The 18,815-nt window shown below is 72.0% G+C and carries 15 protein-coding genes and 1 pseudogene; 8 read left to right on the top strand and 8 right to left on the bottom strand.

Annotated elements, in window-relative coordinates:
- Positions 1 to 2: 2 nt before the first annotated feature.
- On the bottom strand, positions 3 to 521 hold the full coding sequence (locus ACFFR3_RS31630) for a MauE/DoxX family redox-associated membrane protein (RefSeq protein ID WP_364380618.1): 519 nt from the start codon (positions 519 to 521) through the stop codon (positions 3 to 5).
- A 564-nt stretch (positions 522 to 1,085) separates the two neighbouring features.
- Between ACFFR3_RS31630 and ACFFR3_RS31625 the strand changes: the two genes are divergently transcribed.
- Genes ACFFR3_RS31625 through ACFFR3_RS31615 form a run of 3 tightly spaced genes read left to right on the top strand, consistent with a single transcriptional unit; the run spans position 1,086 to position 3,512 of the window.
- Positions 1,086 to 1,859, top strand: a complete 774-nt coding sequence (locus ACFFR3_RS31625) for a spermidine synthase (protein ID WP_379484325.1) — start codon at positions 1,086 to 1,088, stop codon at positions 1,857 to 1,859.
- 26 nt (positions 1,860 to 1,885) lie between these two features.
- A complete protein-coding gene (locus ACFFR3_RS31620; RefSeq protein WP_364380612.1) occupies positions 1,886 to 2,023 on the top strand; it encodes a hypothetical protein in 138 nt (45 codons plus the stop codon).
- 58 nt (positions 2,024 to 2,081) lie between these two features.
- Positions 2,082 to 3,512, top strand: a complete 1,431-nt coding sequence (locus ACFFR3_RS31615) for an aKG-HExxH-type peptide beta-hydroxylase (protein ID WP_379484324.1) — start codon at positions 2,082 to 2,084, stop codon at positions 3,510 to 3,512.
- Between the two features lie 48 nt (positions 3,513 to 3,560).
- On the opposite strand, the gene ACFFR3_RS31610 is transcribed toward ACFFR3_RS31615, so the two are convergent.
- On the bottom strand, positions 3,561 to 4,523 hold the full coding sequence (locus ACFFR3_RS31610) for a hypothetical protein (protein WP_345408822.1): 963 nt from the start codon (positions 4,521 to 4,523) through the stop codon (positions 3,561 to 3,563).
- A gap of 254 nt (positions 4,524 to 4,777) precedes the next feature.
- On the opposite strand from ACFFR3_RS31610, the gene ACFFR3_RS31605 reads away from it, so the two are divergent.
- The gene (locus ACFFR3_RS31605; RefSeq protein WP_379484323.1) at positions 4,778 to 5,824 is read left to right on the top strand and encodes an LLM class flavin-dependent oxidoreductase; all 1,047 of its coding nucleotides are present in this window, start codon (positions 4,778 to 4,780) and stop codon (positions 5,822 to 5,824) included.
- Here ACFFR3_RS31605 and ACFFR3_RS31600 read toward each other — a convergent pair.
- The 5 genes from ACFFR3_RS31600 to ACFFR3_RS31580 form a co-directional block, all read right to left on the bottom strand.
- Complete coding sequence (locus tag ACFFR3_RS31600) at positions 5,805 to 6,602, bottom strand: SAM-dependent methyltransferase (protein ID WP_345408820.1); 798 nt, start codon at positions 6,600 to 6,602, stop codon at positions 5,805 to 5,807. The two genes, ACFFR3_RS31605 and ACFFR3_RS31600, sit on opposite strands and share 20 nt — an antisense overlap.
- Positions 6,603 to 6,624: 22 nt before the next feature.
- On the bottom strand, positions 6,625 to 8,346 hold the full coding sequence (locus tag ACFFR3_RS31595) for an ABC transporter ATP-binding protein (protein ID WP_345408818.1): 1,722 nt from the start codon (positions 8,344 to 8,346) through the stop codon (positions 6,625 to 6,627).
- On the bottom strand, positions 8,343 to 11,543 hold the full coding sequence (locus ACFFR3_RS31590; RefSeq protein ID WP_379484322.1) for a lantibiotic dehydratase: 3,201 nt from the start codon (positions 11,541 to 11,543) through the stop codon (positions 8,343 to 8,345). The genes ACFFR3_RS31595 and ACFFR3_RS31590 overlap by 4 nt, the downstream gene beginning before the upstream one ends.
- A gap of 21 nt (positions 11,544 to 11,564) precedes the next feature.
- Positions 11,565 to 12,923, bottom strand: coding sequence for a lanthionine synthetase C family protein (locus ACFFR3_RS31585; RefSeq protein ID WP_345408816.1), 1,359 nt, complete (start codon positions 12,921 to 12,923; stop codon positions 11,565 to 11,567).
- 64 nt (positions 12,924 to 12,987) lie between these two features.
- The gene (locus ACFFR3_RS31580; RefSeq protein WP_345408814.1) at positions 12,988 to 13,194 is read right to left on the bottom strand and encodes an FDLD family class I lanthipeptide; all 207 of its coding nucleotides are present in this window, start codon (positions 13,192 to 13,194) and stop codon (positions 12,988 to 12,990) included.
- A gap of 199 nt (positions 13,195 to 13,393) precedes the next feature.
- On the opposite strand from ACFFR3_RS31580, the gene ACFFR3_RS31575 reads away from it, so the two are divergent.
- From ACFFR3_RS31575 to ACFFR3_RS31565, 3 genes are all read left to right on the top strand, one after another.
- Positions 13,394 to 15,646: an AfsR/SARP family transcriptional regulator gene (locus ACFFR3_RS31575; protein ID WP_379484321.1), complete on the top strand. Its 2,253-nt coding sequence runs from the start codon at positions 13,394 to 13,396 to the stop codon at positions 15,644 to 15,646.
- A 79-nt stretch (positions 15,647 to 15,725) separates the two neighbouring features.
- The gene (locus ACFFR3_RS31570) at positions 15,726 to 16,523 is read left to right on the top strand and encodes a hypothetical protein (RefSeq protein ID WP_379484320.1); all 798 of its coding nucleotides are present in this window, start codon (positions 15,726 to 15,728) and stop codon (positions 16,521 to 16,523) included.
- A gap of 12 nt (positions 16,524 to 16,535) precedes the next feature.
- Complete coding sequence (locus tag ACFFR3_RS31565; RefSeq protein ID WP_379484319.1) at positions 16,536 to 17,423, top strand: hypothetical protein; 888 nt, start codon at positions 16,536 to 16,538, stop codon at positions 17,421 to 17,423.
- Between the two features lie 103 nt (positions 17,424 to 17,526).
- On the opposite strand, the gene ACFFR3_RS31560 is transcribed toward ACFFR3_RS31565, so the two are convergent.
- On the bottom strand, positions 17,527 to 18,072 hold the full coding sequence (locus ACFFR3_RS31560) for a hypothetical protein (protein ID WP_379484370.1): 546 nt from the start codon (positions 18,070 to 18,072) through the stop codon (positions 17,527 to 17,529).
- A 32-nt stretch (positions 18,073 to 18,104) separates the two neighbouring features.
- Between ACFFR3_RS31560 and ACFFR3_RS31555 the strand changes: the two are divergent.
- Positions 18,105 to 18,809, top strand: a pseudogene (locus ACFFR3_RS31555) (amidohydrolase family protein); the annotation flags it as partial.
- Positions 18,810 to 18,815: the final 6 nt, after the last annotated feature.

The raw sequence follows: 18,815 nt of genomic DNA, 5'->3' as shown, positions 1-18,815 counted from the left end.
CGTCAGCGGGGGAGGACCGCCGACACGAGATCGTCATAAGAGATGACAAGAGCGGCCACGATCACCGCCATGAACCCGGCCACCAGCAGCGCCCCCGGGTTCCACCCCACGGCCGGCGCGGTCCCCGTGACGCCCGCCGCCGCGACCAGCAGCAGGAGCGCGTTGCGCATGAGGTGCCGACGGCCCAGCGGCTGCGTCGAGGAGCCGAAACACCGGCAGCTCACCGGCGCTCCCCGCCGCAGCACCGAGCCGATCGCCACCGTGAAGGCGATCAGCAGCGCCGCGCCGAGAGCCAGCCCCGCGAGCGCGGTGACGTCGGCCGCCAGCAGCGCCGCTGTGGCCAGCTCGCCGGCGATCACCGCCGCGGCCACGGCGGGCCTGAACCGGGCTTTGACGCCGAACGCCCCCAGAGACGTCCGGAAGGCGGCCCGATCGCGCCGGCCGCGCACCTTGCTCACCGCCGCGGCCAGGAAGACCACCGCGAGCAACACTCGGCACCCGAAACCTACATAAGCCAGCAATGTTCCGACTCCACAAAAGTCCGGGACGAATTCCGCTTGGTCCCGCGTGCCGCGGAACCAAGCGGAATCGTCGATGCGGCGCTAGGTGGTGCAGCAGCCTGAGGAGACGATGTCGCAGTTGCTGTACAGGGTGTACAGCGTTCGCGGGTAGAGGTTGGTCCCTATCTTGCATTGCGGGGAACTGCAGAACCTCTCGTATTCACAGGCTCCCGCACTGGCGACCGCCTTGGGCGCGAGCAGCGTGAGCAGCCTGTCGCCCACCGACGCTAAAGCAGTTTTCATGCCGTTTCCACCTTCCTGTGTGCGTTCTCCTTCAGGAGTATCGACGCGCAGGTCAGGAGTTCAAAGGGCGTGCGGAGGGTATCTGCCGGACATTCGCCGGACGCGGGGACCTGCCGTCAACGCCGCGCGACCGGCAATCGCGGGAAATGTCCGGTGAATGGCCTGTCGCTGACCTGTAATGGATGCGCGCGCCGACCTAAGCTCAATACTGTCGAAGGACGGGTCGCGAGAAAGGTCCGTTACTCCATGACCGTTCATCAGGGACCTGAAGGCGCGGTCACCGTGTCGACCGATTTCGGCACGGTCGACCTGACGCCGGCCGCCGGCGGCCCGAATATGTGGGTGCTGATTCTCGACCATTTCCCGCAGTCCTATGTGGACCTCGCCGACCCCCGCCGTCTGAGAATGCCGTACGTACGGATGCTGGCCTCCATCGCGGACGGCACCGCGCCCCCCGGCACGCCGATCACGGCGCTGCACCTGGGCGGCGGAGGTCTCACGCTCCCGCGCTACGTCTCCGCCACCCGCTCCGGCTCGTCCCAGCTGGTCGTGGACCGGGACGCCACACTGATGGAGACGGTCACGGAGGCGCTGCCGCCGCCGCCCGGCCTGGACATCCGCATCGCGGACGCCCGCGACGCCGTCACGTCCGCCCGCCCGCACGCCTACGACCTCATCGTCACGGACGTGCTGATCAGGACCGGCGTCCCCGCGCGGCTCACCAGCCTGGAGTTCCTCACCGCGGTGGCCGCGGCGCTCAAGCCCGGCGGCCACTACGCGCTGAACATCCTGGACGCGGTCCCCTTCGCCTTCGCCCGCCGCCAGGTCGCGACGTTCAGGGCGGTGTTCGACGAGGTTCGCCTGTTCGCCGAGCCCGACGTGCTGCGCGGCGACAGGATCGGCAACCTCGTCGTCGCAGGCGGCCCGCCGGCCGGGGCGCCGCTGCTCAGCGGCGCCGAGCTGGACCGCTTCGCCGGCGACGCCCGTCCGCTGACCGACGCGGACGCCGTCGACTCGCCGCCCGCGCTCCCCCTCAAGCCAACTGCCGATCGATGATCAACCCAACGAAAGGAAAGATGATCATGACATCAGTGCCCGACCCCCGCGAGTTCATCCGCTCCAGCACGTCGGTGGATGCTCCGGCCGTGACCTCCGACAACGCGGCCGAGCGCGACTGGTACCCGCGCGACCGCGGCCCCCACCGTCCCGACAACACGTGATCCGCTGGCCGGGTGCCGACCGGCACCCGGCCACCTCCGTAAGGAAAGGAGCCTGCCCATGACGCTCTGGCAGGAGGTGGAGCGGCTGCTCGGCACCGACCCCGAGTACGGCGACGCCGCCGCCGTCGAGCGGCGCGTGCTCGGGCGGCTGCGCGTCGGCCTGGCCCTGCTGGCCGAGCTGACCCCGCACAACGCCGAGCCGGTACGGCGCTGCGCGGCAGCGCCCGACGCGGACCTGCGGGTGCTGAGCCGCGACCCGGTGCTGCGCAGCGCGTTCGAGAGCGACCTGCAGACCCTCACCACACAGGGCCTGCGGACCGCCACTACGCAGGCGGACGACGGCCTGCTCCTGCCCGGCCTGCTGCCCGCCGACGCCGGCTACGCGGTGAGCCGCGCAGCCGCCGGCGGTTACGCGGCGAGTCGCGCGACCGGCGAGCCTTCGCGTTCGGCCTGGGTGTGGACGCAGACGACCCGCGGCACGAAAGATCCCGTCACGGCACGCCTGTGGTCCCTGCTCGACGAGCAGTTCCCCCGAGGGACGGCGGACGTCCCGATCACGCCCTCCGCCGCCGAGCTCAAGATGATCGACGAGGCGGCCGCCCTGCTCGCGGCGCTGATGCCGTCCGTCGGACCGGGCGTGCTCGCCAACGTCGGCATGATCGGCCTCGCGCGCGACGAGGGCGAGGACGGGCCGCTGCACTCCGTGTCCGGCGGCGACCGATTCCCCGCCACGGTCTTCATCGCCCCCGAGAAGCTGCAGAACGTCTGGGACGCGGCGGGAGCGCTGCTGCACGAGGCGCTCCACCTCGCCCTCTTCGAGATCATCCGCTGCGGCGCCGTGGTCTTCGACCACGTCGACGCCACCGCCGACGTCGTGCCGATCCCGTGGCGGCGCGAGGCCTGGTCGCTGATGCGGGTGCTGTTCGCCCTGCACGTGTACGTCCACCTCGCCGTCTACCACGGCCTGGCCCGCTCGGCGAGCCCCGAGATCACGAGCCGGTTCGGAGAGCCGCCCGCGGACGCCGCGCTCAGCCGCGCGACCTTCGGCGGCGCCCGCTACGCCACCCCCGAGCTGCGCGCCCGCCACCTCGCCGAGCAGCTCGCGCAGCGCTCCGGCCTGTTCACCGGCTACGGCCACCAGCTCATCGCCTGGCTGGTCAAGGCGCTCGACCTGCTCGCACCGCCCACGCCCGGAGGCGGGGACGGCACGACGTACCAGGCCGTCGCCCCCGTCGCCGCCGTGCCGATGCCCGAACAGCGCCGCCTCGTCGTGGCCCTCGCCGATCCGCCACGCGTGCGCTGGCTCAACCCGGCCGCGTGGCTCGTCTACCGCCTGTGCGACGGCCGGGACAGCGCGGCGATCATCAAGGAGTACGCCGAGTCGGTCGCCGGCGTCGTCCCGCCCGCCGAGGCACTCCACCAGGCCGGCACGGCCCTGCAGGCGCTCGTGGACGACGGCCTGGTCGTCGCCCGCCACCTGTCCGGGTGACCGCGAACGGGGGCTCGATGGGATCAGGGGCGGCCGTCGCGGTGGTCGTCACGCGTATCCGAACATGTCCGTGAGGTGGCCGAAGCGGGCGTCGAACAGGGCCGAGTGACGGGCGGTGAACACCTCGCGCCACGCGCCGATCCGGCCCTTGTGGAAGGTGAACGACCGACGGTCGAAGAGCTCGCCCACCACGGCCTCGGGGTCGGCGTCCGTGCCGGCCCAGCCGGCCACCCGCTCCACCGCGGCGAGCTGCCGGGCCCTGCTGCCGCCTCCCTCGGGGCCCGCCAGCTCCTCGAAGGCGACCTTGCAGACCTGCGGGTGGTGGTACCAGCTCACCGCCGCCTCGTAGTCGTGCAGCAGCGGGATCGTGGGATCGGTCAGCATGTACGTGATGCGGCTCTCCATGTCGGGCAGATTCGCGAGGATCGGCCCGAAGACGGCCGACTCGGGAAACCGCCGGAAGGTGATCCCGCTCTTCCCCGAGAAGAAATTGGCCATGGACACGAGCGCGTCCCGCGGATCGCGATGATTGAGCACCATCGCGGGCGCCTGCCGCGTCGTCCATTCGTTGAGGAATTTCTGATCCATCCGCCAGATGTCCAGTGAATGGAAAATCCAGCACAGCCGGGGCGCCGTCTGCCAGAACGGGCGGGTCCAGGCATCCTCACTCATGCGCAGCTCGAAGTCGATCTCCGGGCGGATGAGATCGACGTTCGAAAGGTTTCTCGCCGCCAGCCTGGTCTGCCAGATCCAGCCGAGCTGGATCAGCAGCCGGTCGGTACGCCGGATGAACTCCTTGGTGTCCTCCCTGACGTCGAGCGCGGCGAATTCGTCGGGGTGGAGGAACCGTTCTGCCAGCTCCAGCCGCTCCCGCAGACTGACGGCCGCCCGCCCGCTCTCCGGCGGCACCGGCTCGCCGTAGATGCCGTATCCCAGGGCGGTCATGAGCTTCTGGACGAGGTGGGTTCCGCTCTTGCGCGGCGAGACGACGATGACGCGTTCCTGTCGCATGGCCGTCAACCGGCGCAGGCCACGAGTTCGGCGATTTTCTGCATCGACATTTCCCTCCTCGAATCAGTGGGGTTCCCCACAAAGCTTTCCCGCCCGTGCGGAGCGGGTCCAGGAAACGCGGTGGACATTCGCGCACGCCGGTGAGGCCGATCCGATGCGCTGATGAGGACGGCGGGTTCTTGAGTGAGAGCCGGCGGTTCTCGCAACGGAAACGGGAGGCCCGATCACTCATGGACGACGCACAGGCACACCTCATGAACCCGATCCATCGCGAGCGGCCCAGACGTCCGGCCGTGCCGTTGTCCGTCCTCGACCTGGCGACGGTCAGCACGGGAACCGGCGCCGAAGCCGCGTTCCGCACCACCACGGAGGTGGCGAGAAGCGCGGAACGGCTGGGATATCGGCGCCTGTGGCTCGGTGAGCACCACGGGATCTCGGACATCGCCAGTACGTCCCCGGCCGTCCTGATGGCTCACCTGGCGGCGCACACCACGACCATCCGGCTGGGCTCCGGCGGGGTCATGCTGCCCAACCACACCCCGCTCACCGTCGCCGAGCAGTTCCTCACCCTGGAAGCGCTGCATCCCGGCCGGATCGACCTCGGAGTGGGGCGGGCACCGGGAGGACATCCCGCGGTCGCGCAGGCGCTGCGGCGCTCGGACGCCGACTTCGGCGAGCAGGTGGAGCAACTGACGGGCTTCCTGTACGGCTCCTTCCCGGCCGGCCACCCGTACGCGGGCATCCAGGCCGCTCAAGGCGTGAGCGCGCCGCCCCTGTGGATCCTGGGAGCCAGTAAGCAGGGTGCGCGGCTGGCCGGGCGGCTCGGGCGGCCGTTCGCCTTCGCCTACCACCTCAGACCCGGCGAGACCGGGGCAGCCCTGGCCGCCTACCGCGAGTCGTTCCAGCCCTCCGGCGTGCTGGACCGGCCCTACGTCATGGTCTCCGTCTGGGTCGTCGCGGGTGAGACCAGGCGGGATGCCCGTGCCATGGCACGGGCCGCAGGGCTGGCCATGGCACGGATGCGCAGCGGGCGGCCGACCGCGTTCCCGTCACCGGAGGAGGCCGCACGGCACGCGTTCGGCAGGGACGAGACGGAGATGCTGCGCGGCTGGCTCAGCACGGCGGCGTACGGCGACGCGAGTGAGGTCCGCGACGCCCTCGACCGGCTCGCCGAGAGCACAGGCGCCGACGAACTGATGCTCGTCACGCACGTCCACGGTCACCGGTCACGGCTGCGCACGCTGGAACTGGTCGCCGACGCCTGCGAACCGGCCCCCGTCCTCAGCTCGAGTCCTTCTTGATCTTGCGGGCCACGACCCGGGGCAGGCCGAGCGTGCGCCCCTCATCGAGGGTGAACCTGCGGACCCAGGCCGCGCAGAAGTCCCGCCACCGGGGCTCGGCGGCCCGCGCGCCCAGTTCGTGCCACCGCCTCCAGTGCCGCCAGCCGTCGGGCAGCAGATCGGCGTGTTCGACCGTCATCAGGCCCGCCCGGGACAGGTGCTCCCGCCACCACCGCGGGCTGTGGAAGGCGTGGAAGTCCCACTTCCAGCCGTCGGCCAGATGCTCGGGGACCACGCCGTTCAGCTCCTCGGTCAGGCCCATCACCACGATGCCCAGCACACCTTCGGGGACGAGGAACTGCTGCAGGTAGGCGAGGTAGAGGTCGTCGGTGCCGAAATATTGGTAGGCGTCCAGGCTGATGACGACGTCGAAGTACTCGTGGGCGAACTTCAGGTCGTGCGCCTCGGCGTGGATCGGCATCACGCGCGCCTGCACGCCGGAGTCGATGATGCGCGCCCAGTTCTCCTCGGGGCGCACCCAGAGATCGGCGGCCACCACATCGACGCCGAACTCCTTGGCCAGGAAGATCGAGCTGGTCGCCCGTCCGCAGCCGAGGTCGAGCACCCGCATGCCGGGCCGCAGATCCAGCAGCTCGGCCAGGGATTCGGCGAGCCACAGCGGGTTGGGGCCCATGGCGTAACGGCCCTGCCACACCGGGTCGTAGGCGGCCGAGCGCGGGAACTGGGGATGGACGAGCTTCTCGGCGGCCGTCGCCGGATCCGCGTCGTCAGCCAGCATGTCGGGTGCCTCCTCTTCCTGGTCATGCCGTCAGCAGTTGCTGGGTGGCGAGCTCCCGGTAGAGCGGGTTCGCCGTGAAGAGCTCGTCGTGCGAGCCGACGCCGGAGATCCGGCCCTCGTCGAGCACCACGATCTGGTCGGCGTGCAGCACCGTCGAGAGCCGGTGCGCGACGACGACGAGCGTGTGCCGCCGGGAGACGGCCGCGATCGCCTCCCGCAGGGCCCGCTCGTTCACCGCGTCGAGGTTGCTCGTGGGTTCGTCGAGCAGCAGGATCGGCGGCGCGGCGATGAGCGTGCGGGCGATGGCCAGGCGCTGGCGCTCCCCGCCTGACAGCAGGACGCCGCCCTCGCCCACGGGGGTGTCCAGGCCGAGCGGGGAGCGTTCGACCAGGTGGGTCAGCCGGACGGTGCCGAGCACGGCCATGAGGCGATCGTCATCGGCGCCGGGCGCGGCCAGCAGCAGGTTGTCGCGGACGGTGCCGGCCAGCACCGGTGCGTCCTGCTCCACGTACCCCAGGTGGGCGCGCAACTCGTCGCGGGGCTGCTCTCTGACGTCCCTGCCCGCCACGAGGACGCGGCCTGAGGTGACGTCGTGGAAGCGTTCGATCAGCGCCAGCGCCGTCGACTTCCCCGCGCCGGACGGGCCGACCAGGGCCGTCTGCGTGCCGTACGGGACGGTGAAGCTCACCTCGCGCAGCGCGGGCGCCCCGCCGGGATAAGCGAAGCAGGCCCGCTCGAACCGGATCGCCGGCGCGGTCCGTGCGGGGAAGGACAGGAGCGGGCGGTCGGTGGCCGTCTCGGCGGGAAGCGCCAGGATCTCCTCGACGCGCTGCATCGCGCCGAGGCCGCTCTGCACCTCCGCGTACGCCGTCAGCGTCCGGGCGAGCGGCGCCATCAACAGGTAGAGGAACAGCGCGAACGCCGCCAGATCGCCGACCGGCATGGTGCCGGACGCGACCCGGAAGCCGCCCACGCCGATGACCAGCAGCAGGCCGATCTGGACCGCCGAGTTGATCAACGGGCCCAGCCGGGCGTTCAGACCGGCCAGGCGCAGACCGGCGGCGTAGGCCCGTTCGGCGTGGCCGGCCACGACGGCGGCCTCGCGGGTTTCCGCCCTGCTCGCCTTGATGGTCCTGACCGCCGAGATCGCTCGATCGATCGCCGAGGTCATCGTGCCGAGGCGATCCTGGACCTCGCGCGAGGCGTCGCGCACGCGTCGCGCGGTGAAGAAACCGGCGAACAACCCGGCGAACGCCACCGTGGTGAACGCGAACATGATCGGGTCGAGCCAGGCCATCATGGCCGCGGCGCCGATCGTGATGACCGCGCCGCCGGCGATGTCGACCAGGCCCGAGGTGAGCGCGGACTGCATCGTCGCCGTGTCCGCCCCGGCCCGGGAGAGCAGATCGCCGGTTCTGCGCCGGTCGAACTCGGCGACCGGCAACCGCAGCAGGTGATCGACGAGGACCCGCCGGGTCGCCAGCACCATGCGGGCGCCGGCCCGGTGCAGCAGGTACGACCGTACGCCGCCGAGCACCGCGCCGGTCACGGTCAGGGTCACGAGCAGGACCACCAGGTGCCAGACCGGCCGGCCCGTCTGGACGGCGGTCAGCACCGATCTGGCGACCATGGGCTGAGCCAGGGTGCCTGCGGCGCCGGCGAGCGACAACGCGAGCCCGGCGGCCAGCGTGCCGCGCTGCCCGCGGACGAAGGGGGCCAGCGTCCCGAAGACGGCGCGGATCACCGCGGCTCCCCGGCGTCCGGCAGGGCGAGGAGCGCGCGGGCGGTGAGCTGCCAGAGCTGGACGCTCAGCCTCTCCAGCGCCTGATCGATGCCCGTCAGGCGGTTGGCCTGCATGTGGGAGAGGCTTTCCAGGATGCGCTGCTCGGGCGCGTGCAACTTCCCGTCGGAGGCCAGCCTACGGGCGAGGTCGCCGGCGGCGCGCAGCGCGGGTTCCTGCCGAGCCAGGATCGCGTGCAGGGCGGGGGCGTGCTCGCTGGGCGGTACGTGCGGCGATGGATGCGCAGGGGCCAGGAGGCCGCACAGGTCACCGCGCAGCCGGCGGAACCGCCGGTGCACGGCATCGGGGACCGCGGCGGCGTGGCGGGCGCCCGCCGGCGGATCGGCTCCCCAGCTCCGGTAGAGGGAGTGCATCGCGAGCGCTCCCACGGTCGTGGCGTCCACCTCGCCGTGGGCGGTCAGATACCGAAGCAGCTCGATCGTCACCTCGCTGTTGGCGTGGAACGCCTCCTCGATCGCGTCGATGGCGTCCGGCCCGCCGTAGCGCTCGATCTCCCGCTCGTACGTCACGAAGGCCAGGTCGGAGGCCCACGCCGCGGTGATCATCCGGCGCGCCCACGCCGCGCACCCGGCCATCACCTCCATCGGGTCGGCGCCGGGGGCCGCGTGGAAGCGCAGCCTCAGGTGCGGCAGCGGATCGGCGTACCGGATGTAGAACCAGCGATCGATCAGCCGTTCGGCGGCGAGCGTGGCGGCCAGCTGCCGTACAGGACCGGTCAGGACGTCGTTCTGTTGCGTCACCGCGGTGTACAGCTTCAGGTACGACCAGTCCTCGCCGGGGTGCCGGCGTCGTTGGGCCGCGCGCCTGGCGGGCCGGCGGTCGTCCTGGACGTTCGCGGCGGCCGGGGACAGGACGGGCACGACCAGCTCCGACTGATAGCGGCGGCCCCGCGCGTCCTGCAGCCACAGGTCCGAGAAGTCCGGCAGCATCTCCTGCAGCGACAGCGCGTCGGGCTGTCCTGGCCTGCCGGTCGCTCGCAATCTGCGCCGCAGCTCGTCCACGCAGAGCGGGTGTTCGAGGTCGAGCAGCAACCTGTTGTCGTACTCGGCGAGATAGACGTGACGCGGCGCCTTCCAGTCTCGCCGCCAGCTCTGGACGGCGCCGAAGAAGGCGTCCGCGTCGTCCCCGGCGGCGGCGAACGTCTCCCGCCGGACCGTCCACTGCGCCGGGCTCACCACGATCCGTCCCCTGACCAGCCGCGGGCGGAACGGCGACGCCGCGAACGGACCCCAGTCGAACCCTGCGGGCAGGGTGAGCCGGTCAGTGGACAGCTCCACCAGTGCCCGGCAGACATTGGGCACCTGGTGCAGCGACAGCGCGTGGGACCGGGTGACCAGCAGCCGCTTGCCCAGCGTCGCGGAGCGCAGGTAGAACCCGTGCCCGTCCGCGCCGAGCAGGACGTCCTCCAGGGGGATCCGCCGGCCCGACGGCAGCGACGGGGTGGTGTTGACGCAGATCTCGAGCCCGCGCAGCGGGGCGTGAGTGGCCACGTTCAGCGCCCGCGCATGGCCCGCGACGTTGCGCAACTCGACGAACACGACGTCGGGCACCCGCTTCTCCTCGGCCCTGGCGAAGTCGCACATGGCCTGCACGTCCGCCTCCTCGAAGAGATGGGAGAACCGACCGAAACTCTGCAGGCCCTGGAACGCGGTCGGCGACAGGACCAGCCGCCACCGTCCTTCGTCGATGGCCTGGCGGGACGGCGCGGCGATGCTGAAGTACACATCGACGGACGGCGCCGGTCGGGAACGCGCGGCGTCATGGGGCCCGGCGGTCAAGGCGTCCAGCAGTCCGTCGGTCAGCTCGACGTCGAGACGGTCATGGCGCAGCGCGCCGGAGATCAGGTCGGCCAGCGTCCGATCCCGCGCCGGGTCGCCCTCCTCGGCGGGCGAGGGCAGCGGCACCATCCGCGCCGGCGCGCCGTAGCCGTTCGGGGCGTCGAGCCCCAGCTCCGGGCTGAGCACCTCGACCAGGGGGATCTCGGCGTCGGCCCCGTAGCGCTCCAGAAAGGCGCGGTGGTAGGCGGCGATGTGCGCGGGCCGCCGGCGCGCGCCGCCCAGCCGCATGAGCAGCTCGCCTGCTTCGGCCACCGCGTCGGCGACCTGGGCGGGCAGTCCACGGTCCGTCGTCGCCAGCGCGGTGTCCACCTGGTACGTCGTGCCGTCGAAGCCGGGTGTCATGGCCCGCTGGCAGGCGGTGAGCCGTTCGACCTCCGCCACGTCCGCCAGGCCGCGGGCCTCGTCGACGGCGTCGGCGAGTGCTCGGACCCGGCGCAGCCCGTCGGCCACCGGAGCGAAGGCGGCCGGCCCGGTCAGCCGTTTCACCAGGTGCAGCTCAGGCAGCGGCTCGGTCAGCGGCGGGGTGAGGGCGCTGGTGAGCACGCCCAGCTCCCACAGCTGGCCGACCAGGCGGCGGATGCGCGTCTCACCTGCGCCGGGGAACCGCTGGAGCAGCTCGGCCACGAGGTCGCCGTAGCGCATCTCGTCGCCGGCCAGCCGCAGTGCCGCCTCGGCGGGTGGGGTGATGCGCAGGTTGGTCTGCTTGCCGCGGGTGGTCGTGCCTGTCCACTCGGTGAGTACGGCCCGGTCGGCCAGCCGGGAGAGCAGTGCGTTGGTCCTGACCGGTAGGTCGTCGCGTACCGTGTCGTCCTTGTCCAGTTGCTCGATGACCGCCGCCAGCCAGCCGGCGTCCGCGCGGGTGCGCGTCAGGCGTACCGGGTCGGCGGCGAGTGCCGCGGTCGCGGCCGGTCCGAACCTGCCCATGCTCACCGCGGAGAACAGGCCGTACGGGGTGGGGCGGGTGGACATCCTGGTCAGGTAACGCAGCAGAGCGGCGAAGGCCCGGTCGGCCTTCTTCTTCGCCGGCCCGGTCGCCCGTCCGGGTCCGCCCGCCTCCTCGACCCTGGTCAGCTCGTCGAGCAGGCTACGGCTGGCGGCGTGCAGGGCCTGCCGGACGCGGGGCCGGCGCGCGAGCTCCCAGAGCCGCCGGTGCGTGGCGTCCCGCCGGTCGTCCGCGCCGTCCTGGCCGCCGGTGAGGCCGAGAAAGGTCTGCGCGGGCAGGACGGGCGCGCGCAGCATGAAGAAGCACGCAGGGGAGAACTCCGTGGCGGGATTGCGTTCGTGATCCTTCCGCGCTGGCATGCGTGGCCTCTCTGCTCTGGGTCAACGGATGAGGAGCGATCGTTGCCACTCGTCGTCGATCGAGCCGGACACCGTCCACAAAGCGAGGGGTACGCCGGCCGCGCCGTCGAGGAGATCGGGGTTGTCGGTGTAGACGTCAGGAGCCTGGAACTCCTTGACGAGGAGGGGGTTGGCCGCGTCGCAGGCGTCCAGGACGCGTTCGACGAGGGACGGCAGAGCGGATCGGGCGGCCACCGAGCCCGCCCGCGCGAACTTCCCGCAGACGATCAGAAGCCCGGACCAGCCATGACACAGGGACGCGCTGACGAGGTGGCCGTGACCGGCGAACACCCGCCGCAGCGCCGCCTCGAAGGCGTCCACCGCCACCGCGCGCAGCGCCCTGTCCCCGAGCGCCTCGGCGGCGTCGAGCAGCGCCGAGGTGATGCCGGGCGTCCCGTAACACCAGGACTCGTGCCCCGCCTGCGGCGGCCGTTCCTGGATCGCGCCCGATGGGGTCAGCGCCAGCCACCGTGGCCAGCGCCGGCCGTACGCGTCGTGATCCGACGTCTCCAGCAGGAACGCCGCCACGTGCTCCACCGCGGGCCGCAGCCCGGGACGGCGGTGACCGCGCGCCCAGGCCAGGCTCAGCGCGGCCAGCGGACCGGCGAGACCGTGCGCCAGGCCGAGGTCGACATAGCCGTGCGGGAACTCCTCAGCCCGGTCCCTGCCGGGCATGAGCCGGGGCGGGACCTGCCACCGTGCCCTTCCTTCGCGGGGATCGCACATCCACACGAGGTCGTCGAGGAGCCTCGCGGCGGCCTCGCGTTCCCTGGAGCTCGGCTCCGTCAGGGACGTGAGGTAGCCCAGGACGCCCGCGGCGCCGGAGACGACGTCGTAGGTGCCGGGACTCACCCCGTCCCCGGCCCGCCGGCTCGGTGCCTGGAGAACCTGCTCCGACAGCGTCTCCCGGAGCCGGCGCAGCACCGGCAGGAGCCTGGGCTCGTCCGCGGCCAGCCGCTCGACGGCCAGAGTCATGCCGGTGGTCCCGGAACCCAGGCCGGGCAGGATCAGGGGAGCCTTCCTGGTGTGGCGTGCCGCCTCCTGGATGAGGCGCAGGGCCGGCGCGCGCCTGGCGCCGGCCTCGCCGGTCAGTGCCGCCGCGGCGTAGCAGAGCACGAGCGCCATGCCGGCGTGACCTCCGTACAGGCCGGGGCCACCCCACTCGAACGGATACTTCGAGACCGCCTTGGTCCGGCGCACCGCTTCGGCCACCACCCGTTCGTCGGCCAGGCGCTCGACCATCACCTGCGTGGTCCGCCGGGCGCGCTCGGCGAGAGCCGGGGAAAGCCCCTCCTCGCCGTGGACGGCCGCATGTTCCGAGAAGAGGTCCGAAGCGGGCATTCATCGACTCCTCATGAACGAGTGCCTGGCGCCGGCCGCTGAGCACGCGTGGCCGTGGAGGCCACTAGCAGCCCTCGGTCTGCGTGGGGAACGGGCTGCACCCGTCGATGCTGCACAGGCCGCACGCGCTGGCGTTGCAGGTGTACCAGGAGCAGCTGAAGCCGGCCTCGGGCAGCGCGACGTCGGCGCCCACGGCGACGCGGATGTCGAGGTCGAACTCGTCGTCCTGGTCGGTCGTCCCGGTGACGAGGTCGAGTGTCGGTGCGGTCATGATCCACCTCACTGGCGTTGGAACAGAACACGGCGCAGCCTGTCAACGCCCGGCTTCACTTCGTCTTCACCGTCGCCTCGCGGGCGGAAAGGAATGTCCGCCGCCGGGTGCCCGGTGAATGACCTTCCGCTGTCCTGGTCCGGGCAGCCGGCGGACACCAGAATCGTGGCCAGGGGAAATCACCACACAAGGGGGCACGGTGCAGCGGCTGACGGTCAAGGTGCTCGGTCCGCTGGAGGTGACGGTCGGAGGACGTCCTGTCCGGCTGACGAGAAGCCGGCTGCGGACGTTGCTGGTGGCCCTGGCGCTGTCGGCGGGCAAGACGGTGTCCATGGACCGGCTGGCCGAGATGGTCTGGTCGGACGAGTTCCCGGCCAACAGCCGCAGGACCCTGCAGAACTACGCCGGGGGACTGCGCGGCGCCCTCGGGGGCCGCTGGATCGAGACGCGCCCCAACGGGCTCCTCCTGCGCGCTGCCGCCGACGACGTCGACGCGCTGCGCTTCGTACGGCTCGCGGAGCAGGCCGCGCACGCCCGCGACACCGAGACGGAACGCGGCCTGCTCGACGAAGCGATGGCGTTGTCCCGGGGCGAGCCGTTCGAGGACGTGCCGTCCCGGTGGCTGCACGAGACCGAGGCGCCGCACCTGGCGGAGCGATGGCTGGCGGCGCTGGAACGGCGCGCCGACCTGGACGTCGCCGGCGGGCCCGCCGGCGACGTGCTCGCCGAGCTGAGCAAATGGGCCCCGCGCTACCCACTGCGCGAATCCCTGTGGCTGCGCCTGCTGAAGGCGCTGGACCGGCACGGACGACGGGCCGAGGCCCTCCAGCGGTACGAGGAGCTACGATCGCGCCTCGCGCACGAGCTAGGCATAGACCCGGGCCCCGAGCTGCGCCATCTGCACGCGAGCCTGCTCGCCGACCACCCCGCACCGCCGCCACCTCGACGCCCGCCCGCGCAGCACCGGTCGCTCACCGGGTCGATCGGGCGGTCCTTCGAGGCGGTGCCGCCGCGCGACCGCCTGGCCGACACCTCGGCCAGGCCGCCGGCCGGAGGCACCGCGGCGCCGCCCATGAACCGGCCTCACCTGCGGCTCCGCGACCTCCCGGCCGGGCCCAGGACGGACGCGATCGAGCCGGGGGCCCTGCTGCGATCCTGGCGCGAGCGGGCGTCACTCACCCAGGAGATGCTGGCAGAGTCCACGGGACTGAGCGTGCGGACGATCAGCCGCCTGGAGACCGGGCCCGCCGCGAAACCCAGCCTCACGACACTGCGGATGCTGGCCGAGGCGCTGGCCCTGAGCGACGACGAGCAGGCCGTGCTCTCCGCGGCACTGTGCGGCGGGCCCGTCCGTACGCCGGGCGCCCGCCCGCCCGACCGCGCGCGCGACCGCGTCACCGTGCCCCGGCAGTTGCCCAGGAACGTCGCGGACTTCACCGGCAGGGACCGCGAGGTCGCCACCATGGTGCGGCTCGGCGAGGCGGGCAACGCGACCATCACCACCGTTGAAGGCATGCCAGGGATCGGCAAGACGGCGCTCGCCATCCGCGCCGCCCACCGGCTGGCCGACCGGTTTCCCGACGGCCAGCTGTTCGTGCAACTGCACGGTCACACACCTGACCGGGCACCCGTCCAGCCGCACGACGCCCTGCACCGCGTGCTGCGCGCACTGGGACTGCCGGAAAATCGCGTCCCACCCCATATGGACGACCAGGTCGGTCTCTATCGCAGCCTGCTGGCCGACCGCAAGGTCCTGATCGTCCTCGACGACGCCCTCAGCGAGACGCAGGTCTCACCCCTGCTCCCCGGCAGCCCTCGCTGCCACGTCATCGTCACCGGCCGCCGCCGTCTCAGCGGGCTCGACGGGACACACGCCCTGTCCCTGGACGTCCTGCCGCTGACGGACGGGGTCACCATCTTCTCCCTGGTCGCCGGACGGGACCGCGTCGCCGGCACGCCGCCGCAGGTCCTGGCGAACATGGTGCGACGGTGTGGACTGCTCCCGCTGGCCCTTCGCCTCACAGCCGCCCGGCTGCGCTCCCACCCCAGGTGGACCGTCGGCCGCCTGCTCACCCGGCTGACCGCACCGCGGCAGCGGCTGTCCGAGCTGGCGGCAGGGGAGCGCAGCGTCGCCACCGCTTTCGAGATGTCCTATCGCCGGCTCACGGACGAGCACAGGCGCGCCTACCGCTTGCTCGGCACCCGCGCGCCGGTCGACTTCGGCGTCGAAGTGGCCGCCGCCCTCCTGGACACGAGCACGCCGGCCGCCGAGCACGCGCTGGAAGGGCTGCTGGACGGCCACCTGCTGTCGGAGCCCGTCCCTGGCCGGTACCGGTTCCACGACCTGGTCCGCGACCACGCCGCGTGCGTGATGGCGAGGGACGACCGCCCCGAGAGCGACACGGCCAAGAATGCCTCAGCATATGGTGTTGCGAGCTATCTGCCGGCATAGGTCCTGCCCCGAAGCGGTATGACTCCCCTTCGACAGCGGCAGCGGGGGCAGGGGCATGGGGGTAAGGACCTTTCTGGTCGTGGCGGCGATGTTCGGGGTGGTCGCCGGGCTGACGGCAGGCTGCGGTTCGGGCGGATCCGAAACGGGGGAGACAGGGGCCGGTGCTCCGGGTCAGGCGGGGCCGGGCGCGCGGCCGGTCATCACGCCCCCGGAAGAGCTCGTCTCCGAAGAGAACAGCGGGGATCTTCCTGAGGCCACGGCCCGGGTCGGCTTGGACTGCCAGCGAGAAGTGGGCAAGCGCGGCTCCGGTCTGGCGGCGAGGATGGATCAGGTGGCCAACTCCAGCAGCAGCACGAACAGCCAGAAGGCGGTGGCGCTCGTCTGCGGGGCGGCGGTGGCCGCTAACGAGGGCAGGGACAAGGAAGCCCTCGCGAGAATCGACAAGGCTAAGACGTACTTGTCCGACGCTCCCTCATCCATACAGCGCCCATTGATGGCGTTCAGCGCCAGCGTGGAGGTGAAAAGCGCTGCCGCCGAGGGCCAGAATGAGCGGGCCGAAGCCGCTCTGCAGGATCTCGCCGAGCTTGGATACGAGCGGAACGACTTTCTGAAGATCGCCTGCTCGGTGGCCGCCGACCCCGCCGGCCTTCCCGAGTGCGCGACCGTGGCTCCCTCAGGTGGGGAGACCGAGACACCGCCCGATGAGCCGGAGACGCCGGAGACCACCGCACCTGAGACTCCCACCGGGGAAGTCAGCGAGACCGACGACGGCGCCACGCAGTCGCCGGACGAGGGCACGACCGAGGAGCCCGAGACAGAGGCCCCCGTGTCGCCGGACGGCAACGGTGACGACGGTCCGGCACCGGCCGAGTCGTAGACCTCTCCGTCCATGAGCACTTCTGCGGGCGACGGCGGGGAAGTCGCGCGGCTCTGGGGGATTGTGACGCACATCGTGACGCCGACCACGCTCGTGGCGGCGATCATGATGTACTTCGGGGCGGTACGCGCCAACACCATGTACGCGCAGTTCGGCGTGGACCAGAGCATGCTGGGCCTGTCGTTCCAGGACTACGTGCTGCGCAGCGTCACGCTGGCCGTCGAACCCCTGGTGCTGGTCCTGGTGGTCGTCCTGATCGCGCCACCGGTGCACGCCTGGCTGACGCGGGCCGCCGGGCGGCATCGCACCGCCGCGATGTGGGGCCTCGCGGTGGCGGCCGCGGTCGGAGCGGCGGGCACCGTGACGGGACTGCTCGGCCTGGCCGGATGGGCGGTGCTCCCGCGCTACTTCCTGCCGCTCTGCCTGGGCGCCGGCATCATCATCCTGGTCTACGCCGAGAGCCTGTACGGCCGGCTGAACGGGCACACGACCCCCGCCACCCGAGGGGTCGTGCGCCGTGCGGCCTGCGGGGCGTTGCTGCTGCTCCTGCTGTTGTGGTCGGTCACCGAGTACGCGCAGCGGAAAGGGTGGGAGGCCGCCGTCGCGTATCGGGCCGACACGGGGATGTTGCCGAGCACGGTCGTCTACGCGGCGCGGCGGCTCTTCCTGGAAGGTCCCGGGATCACCGAGACCACGCTGCCCGACCAGAACGCGATGTTCCGCTACCGCTACACCGGTCTGCGCCTGCTCATCCACTCCAACCAGCGCTACTTCCTGCTGCCCGCCTGCTGGGCGACGAGCCCGTGGGCGCGGGCGATCGCGCTGCCCGCGGACGGGTCGCTGCGGCTGGAGTTCCACGTGCTCAAGATGGCGCCGCCGGAGTGCCCGCCCGGGCAGTGAGCGCGGGCGGGCACTCCGCCCGGGCAGTGAGCGCGGGCGGTCAGCGCCCAGCGGTGGTCAGCCACGGGACACTACCTTCGGTGGTGAGGACGCCCAGCGGTGCTCAGTCATCGGAGACGACCTCGATCTCGTACACGCGGGCCACGTCCAGCGGGTTTCCTGACGGGTCGGAGATCGCGAGGCGCACCTGGCCGGCCGTCACCGAGGCGGGGACGCGGACGGTGTTCGCGGTGTTCCCGGTGATCGTGGCGACACGCTGCCAGCCGGACGTGGTGTGCGCCTCGACGGCCAAGGAGCGCACGACGCCCGTGCCGGGGCCGGGGGCCTTGCCGTAGCCGGAGCGCACGCGGATCTCGCTGATCGGGTACGAGCGGCCGAGCCCCACCGTGATCACCGGCGTGGTGTCGTCCTCGGCGGAGACCCACGGGCTGTCGTCGGAGCAGCGGCCGCCCACGGCTTTGCCGCCCTCGGCCCCGGCGCGCAGCACGGACGACACGGTCACGGAGGCGTACGGTGCGACGTTCCGGCCGCCGGCGCCGGTCGCGAGCAGCCGGTCGGCGATCTCCGAGAACGGCCCGTCGCGCCCGAGGTGCCCGCCGCGATCGCCGAGAAGCTGCTCACCCCCGTGCTCATCGGCGAGGGACCCCACCCGGATCCGCCCGCTCCGGGACCGACCGGTTCCAGGCGTTCGCCGCGATCCCCACCCAAAAGCCCGCCGCCGCGGCGGCCGAGCTGGAGCGGGCGGTGCGCGAGCTGGGCTTCCCCGGCGCCATGCTGTACGGCCGCACCGCGGACAAACTGGCCGACCACCCCGATAACGACGAGCTATACGCCACCGCCGAGCGCCTCGGCGTGCCGCTGCACTTCCACCCGCAGACCCCGGTCAAGCCCGTGATCGACGCCTACTACTCCGATCTCGGCCCCATCGGCCCCGCACTGGCCGGAGCGGCGATCGGCTGGTACTACGACCTGGGCGTCCAGTACCTGCGGATGATCTTCTCGGGCGTCTTCGACCGGTTCCCCGGCCTGCAGGTGATCGCCGGGCACTGGGGCGAGGTCGTCCTGTTCTACCTCGACCACATCGGCTTCTTCGCCCAGGCAGGGGGCCTGCCGAGGCCGCTCGCCGACTACTTCGAGCGGAACTTCTGGGTCGCCGGCAGCGGCACCGTCAGCAGCCGCTACCTGCGCTGGACCGCCGAGGTCGTCGGTACCGACCGCATGCTGTACTCCACCGACTACCCCTACACCTACGGCGCACGTCCCGGCGGCTTCCCCTATGTCGACACCAGTAACGGCGCCGCCCGCGCCTTCCTGGAGGACGCTCCCTTCACCGGCGAGCAGAAGGCCGACATCGCCCACCGCAACTGGGAACGCCTCACGGCCTGATTTGGG

Origin of the sequence: Nonomuraea salmonea (assembly GCF_042428605.1) — a bacterium.
GTDB lineage: Bacteria > Actinomycetota > Actinomycetes > Streptosporangiales > Streptosporangiaceae > Nonomuraea > Nonomuraea salmonea.
Note: the sequence above shows the minus strand (reverse complement) of the source record. Positions and strands in the feature narration are given on the sequence as shown.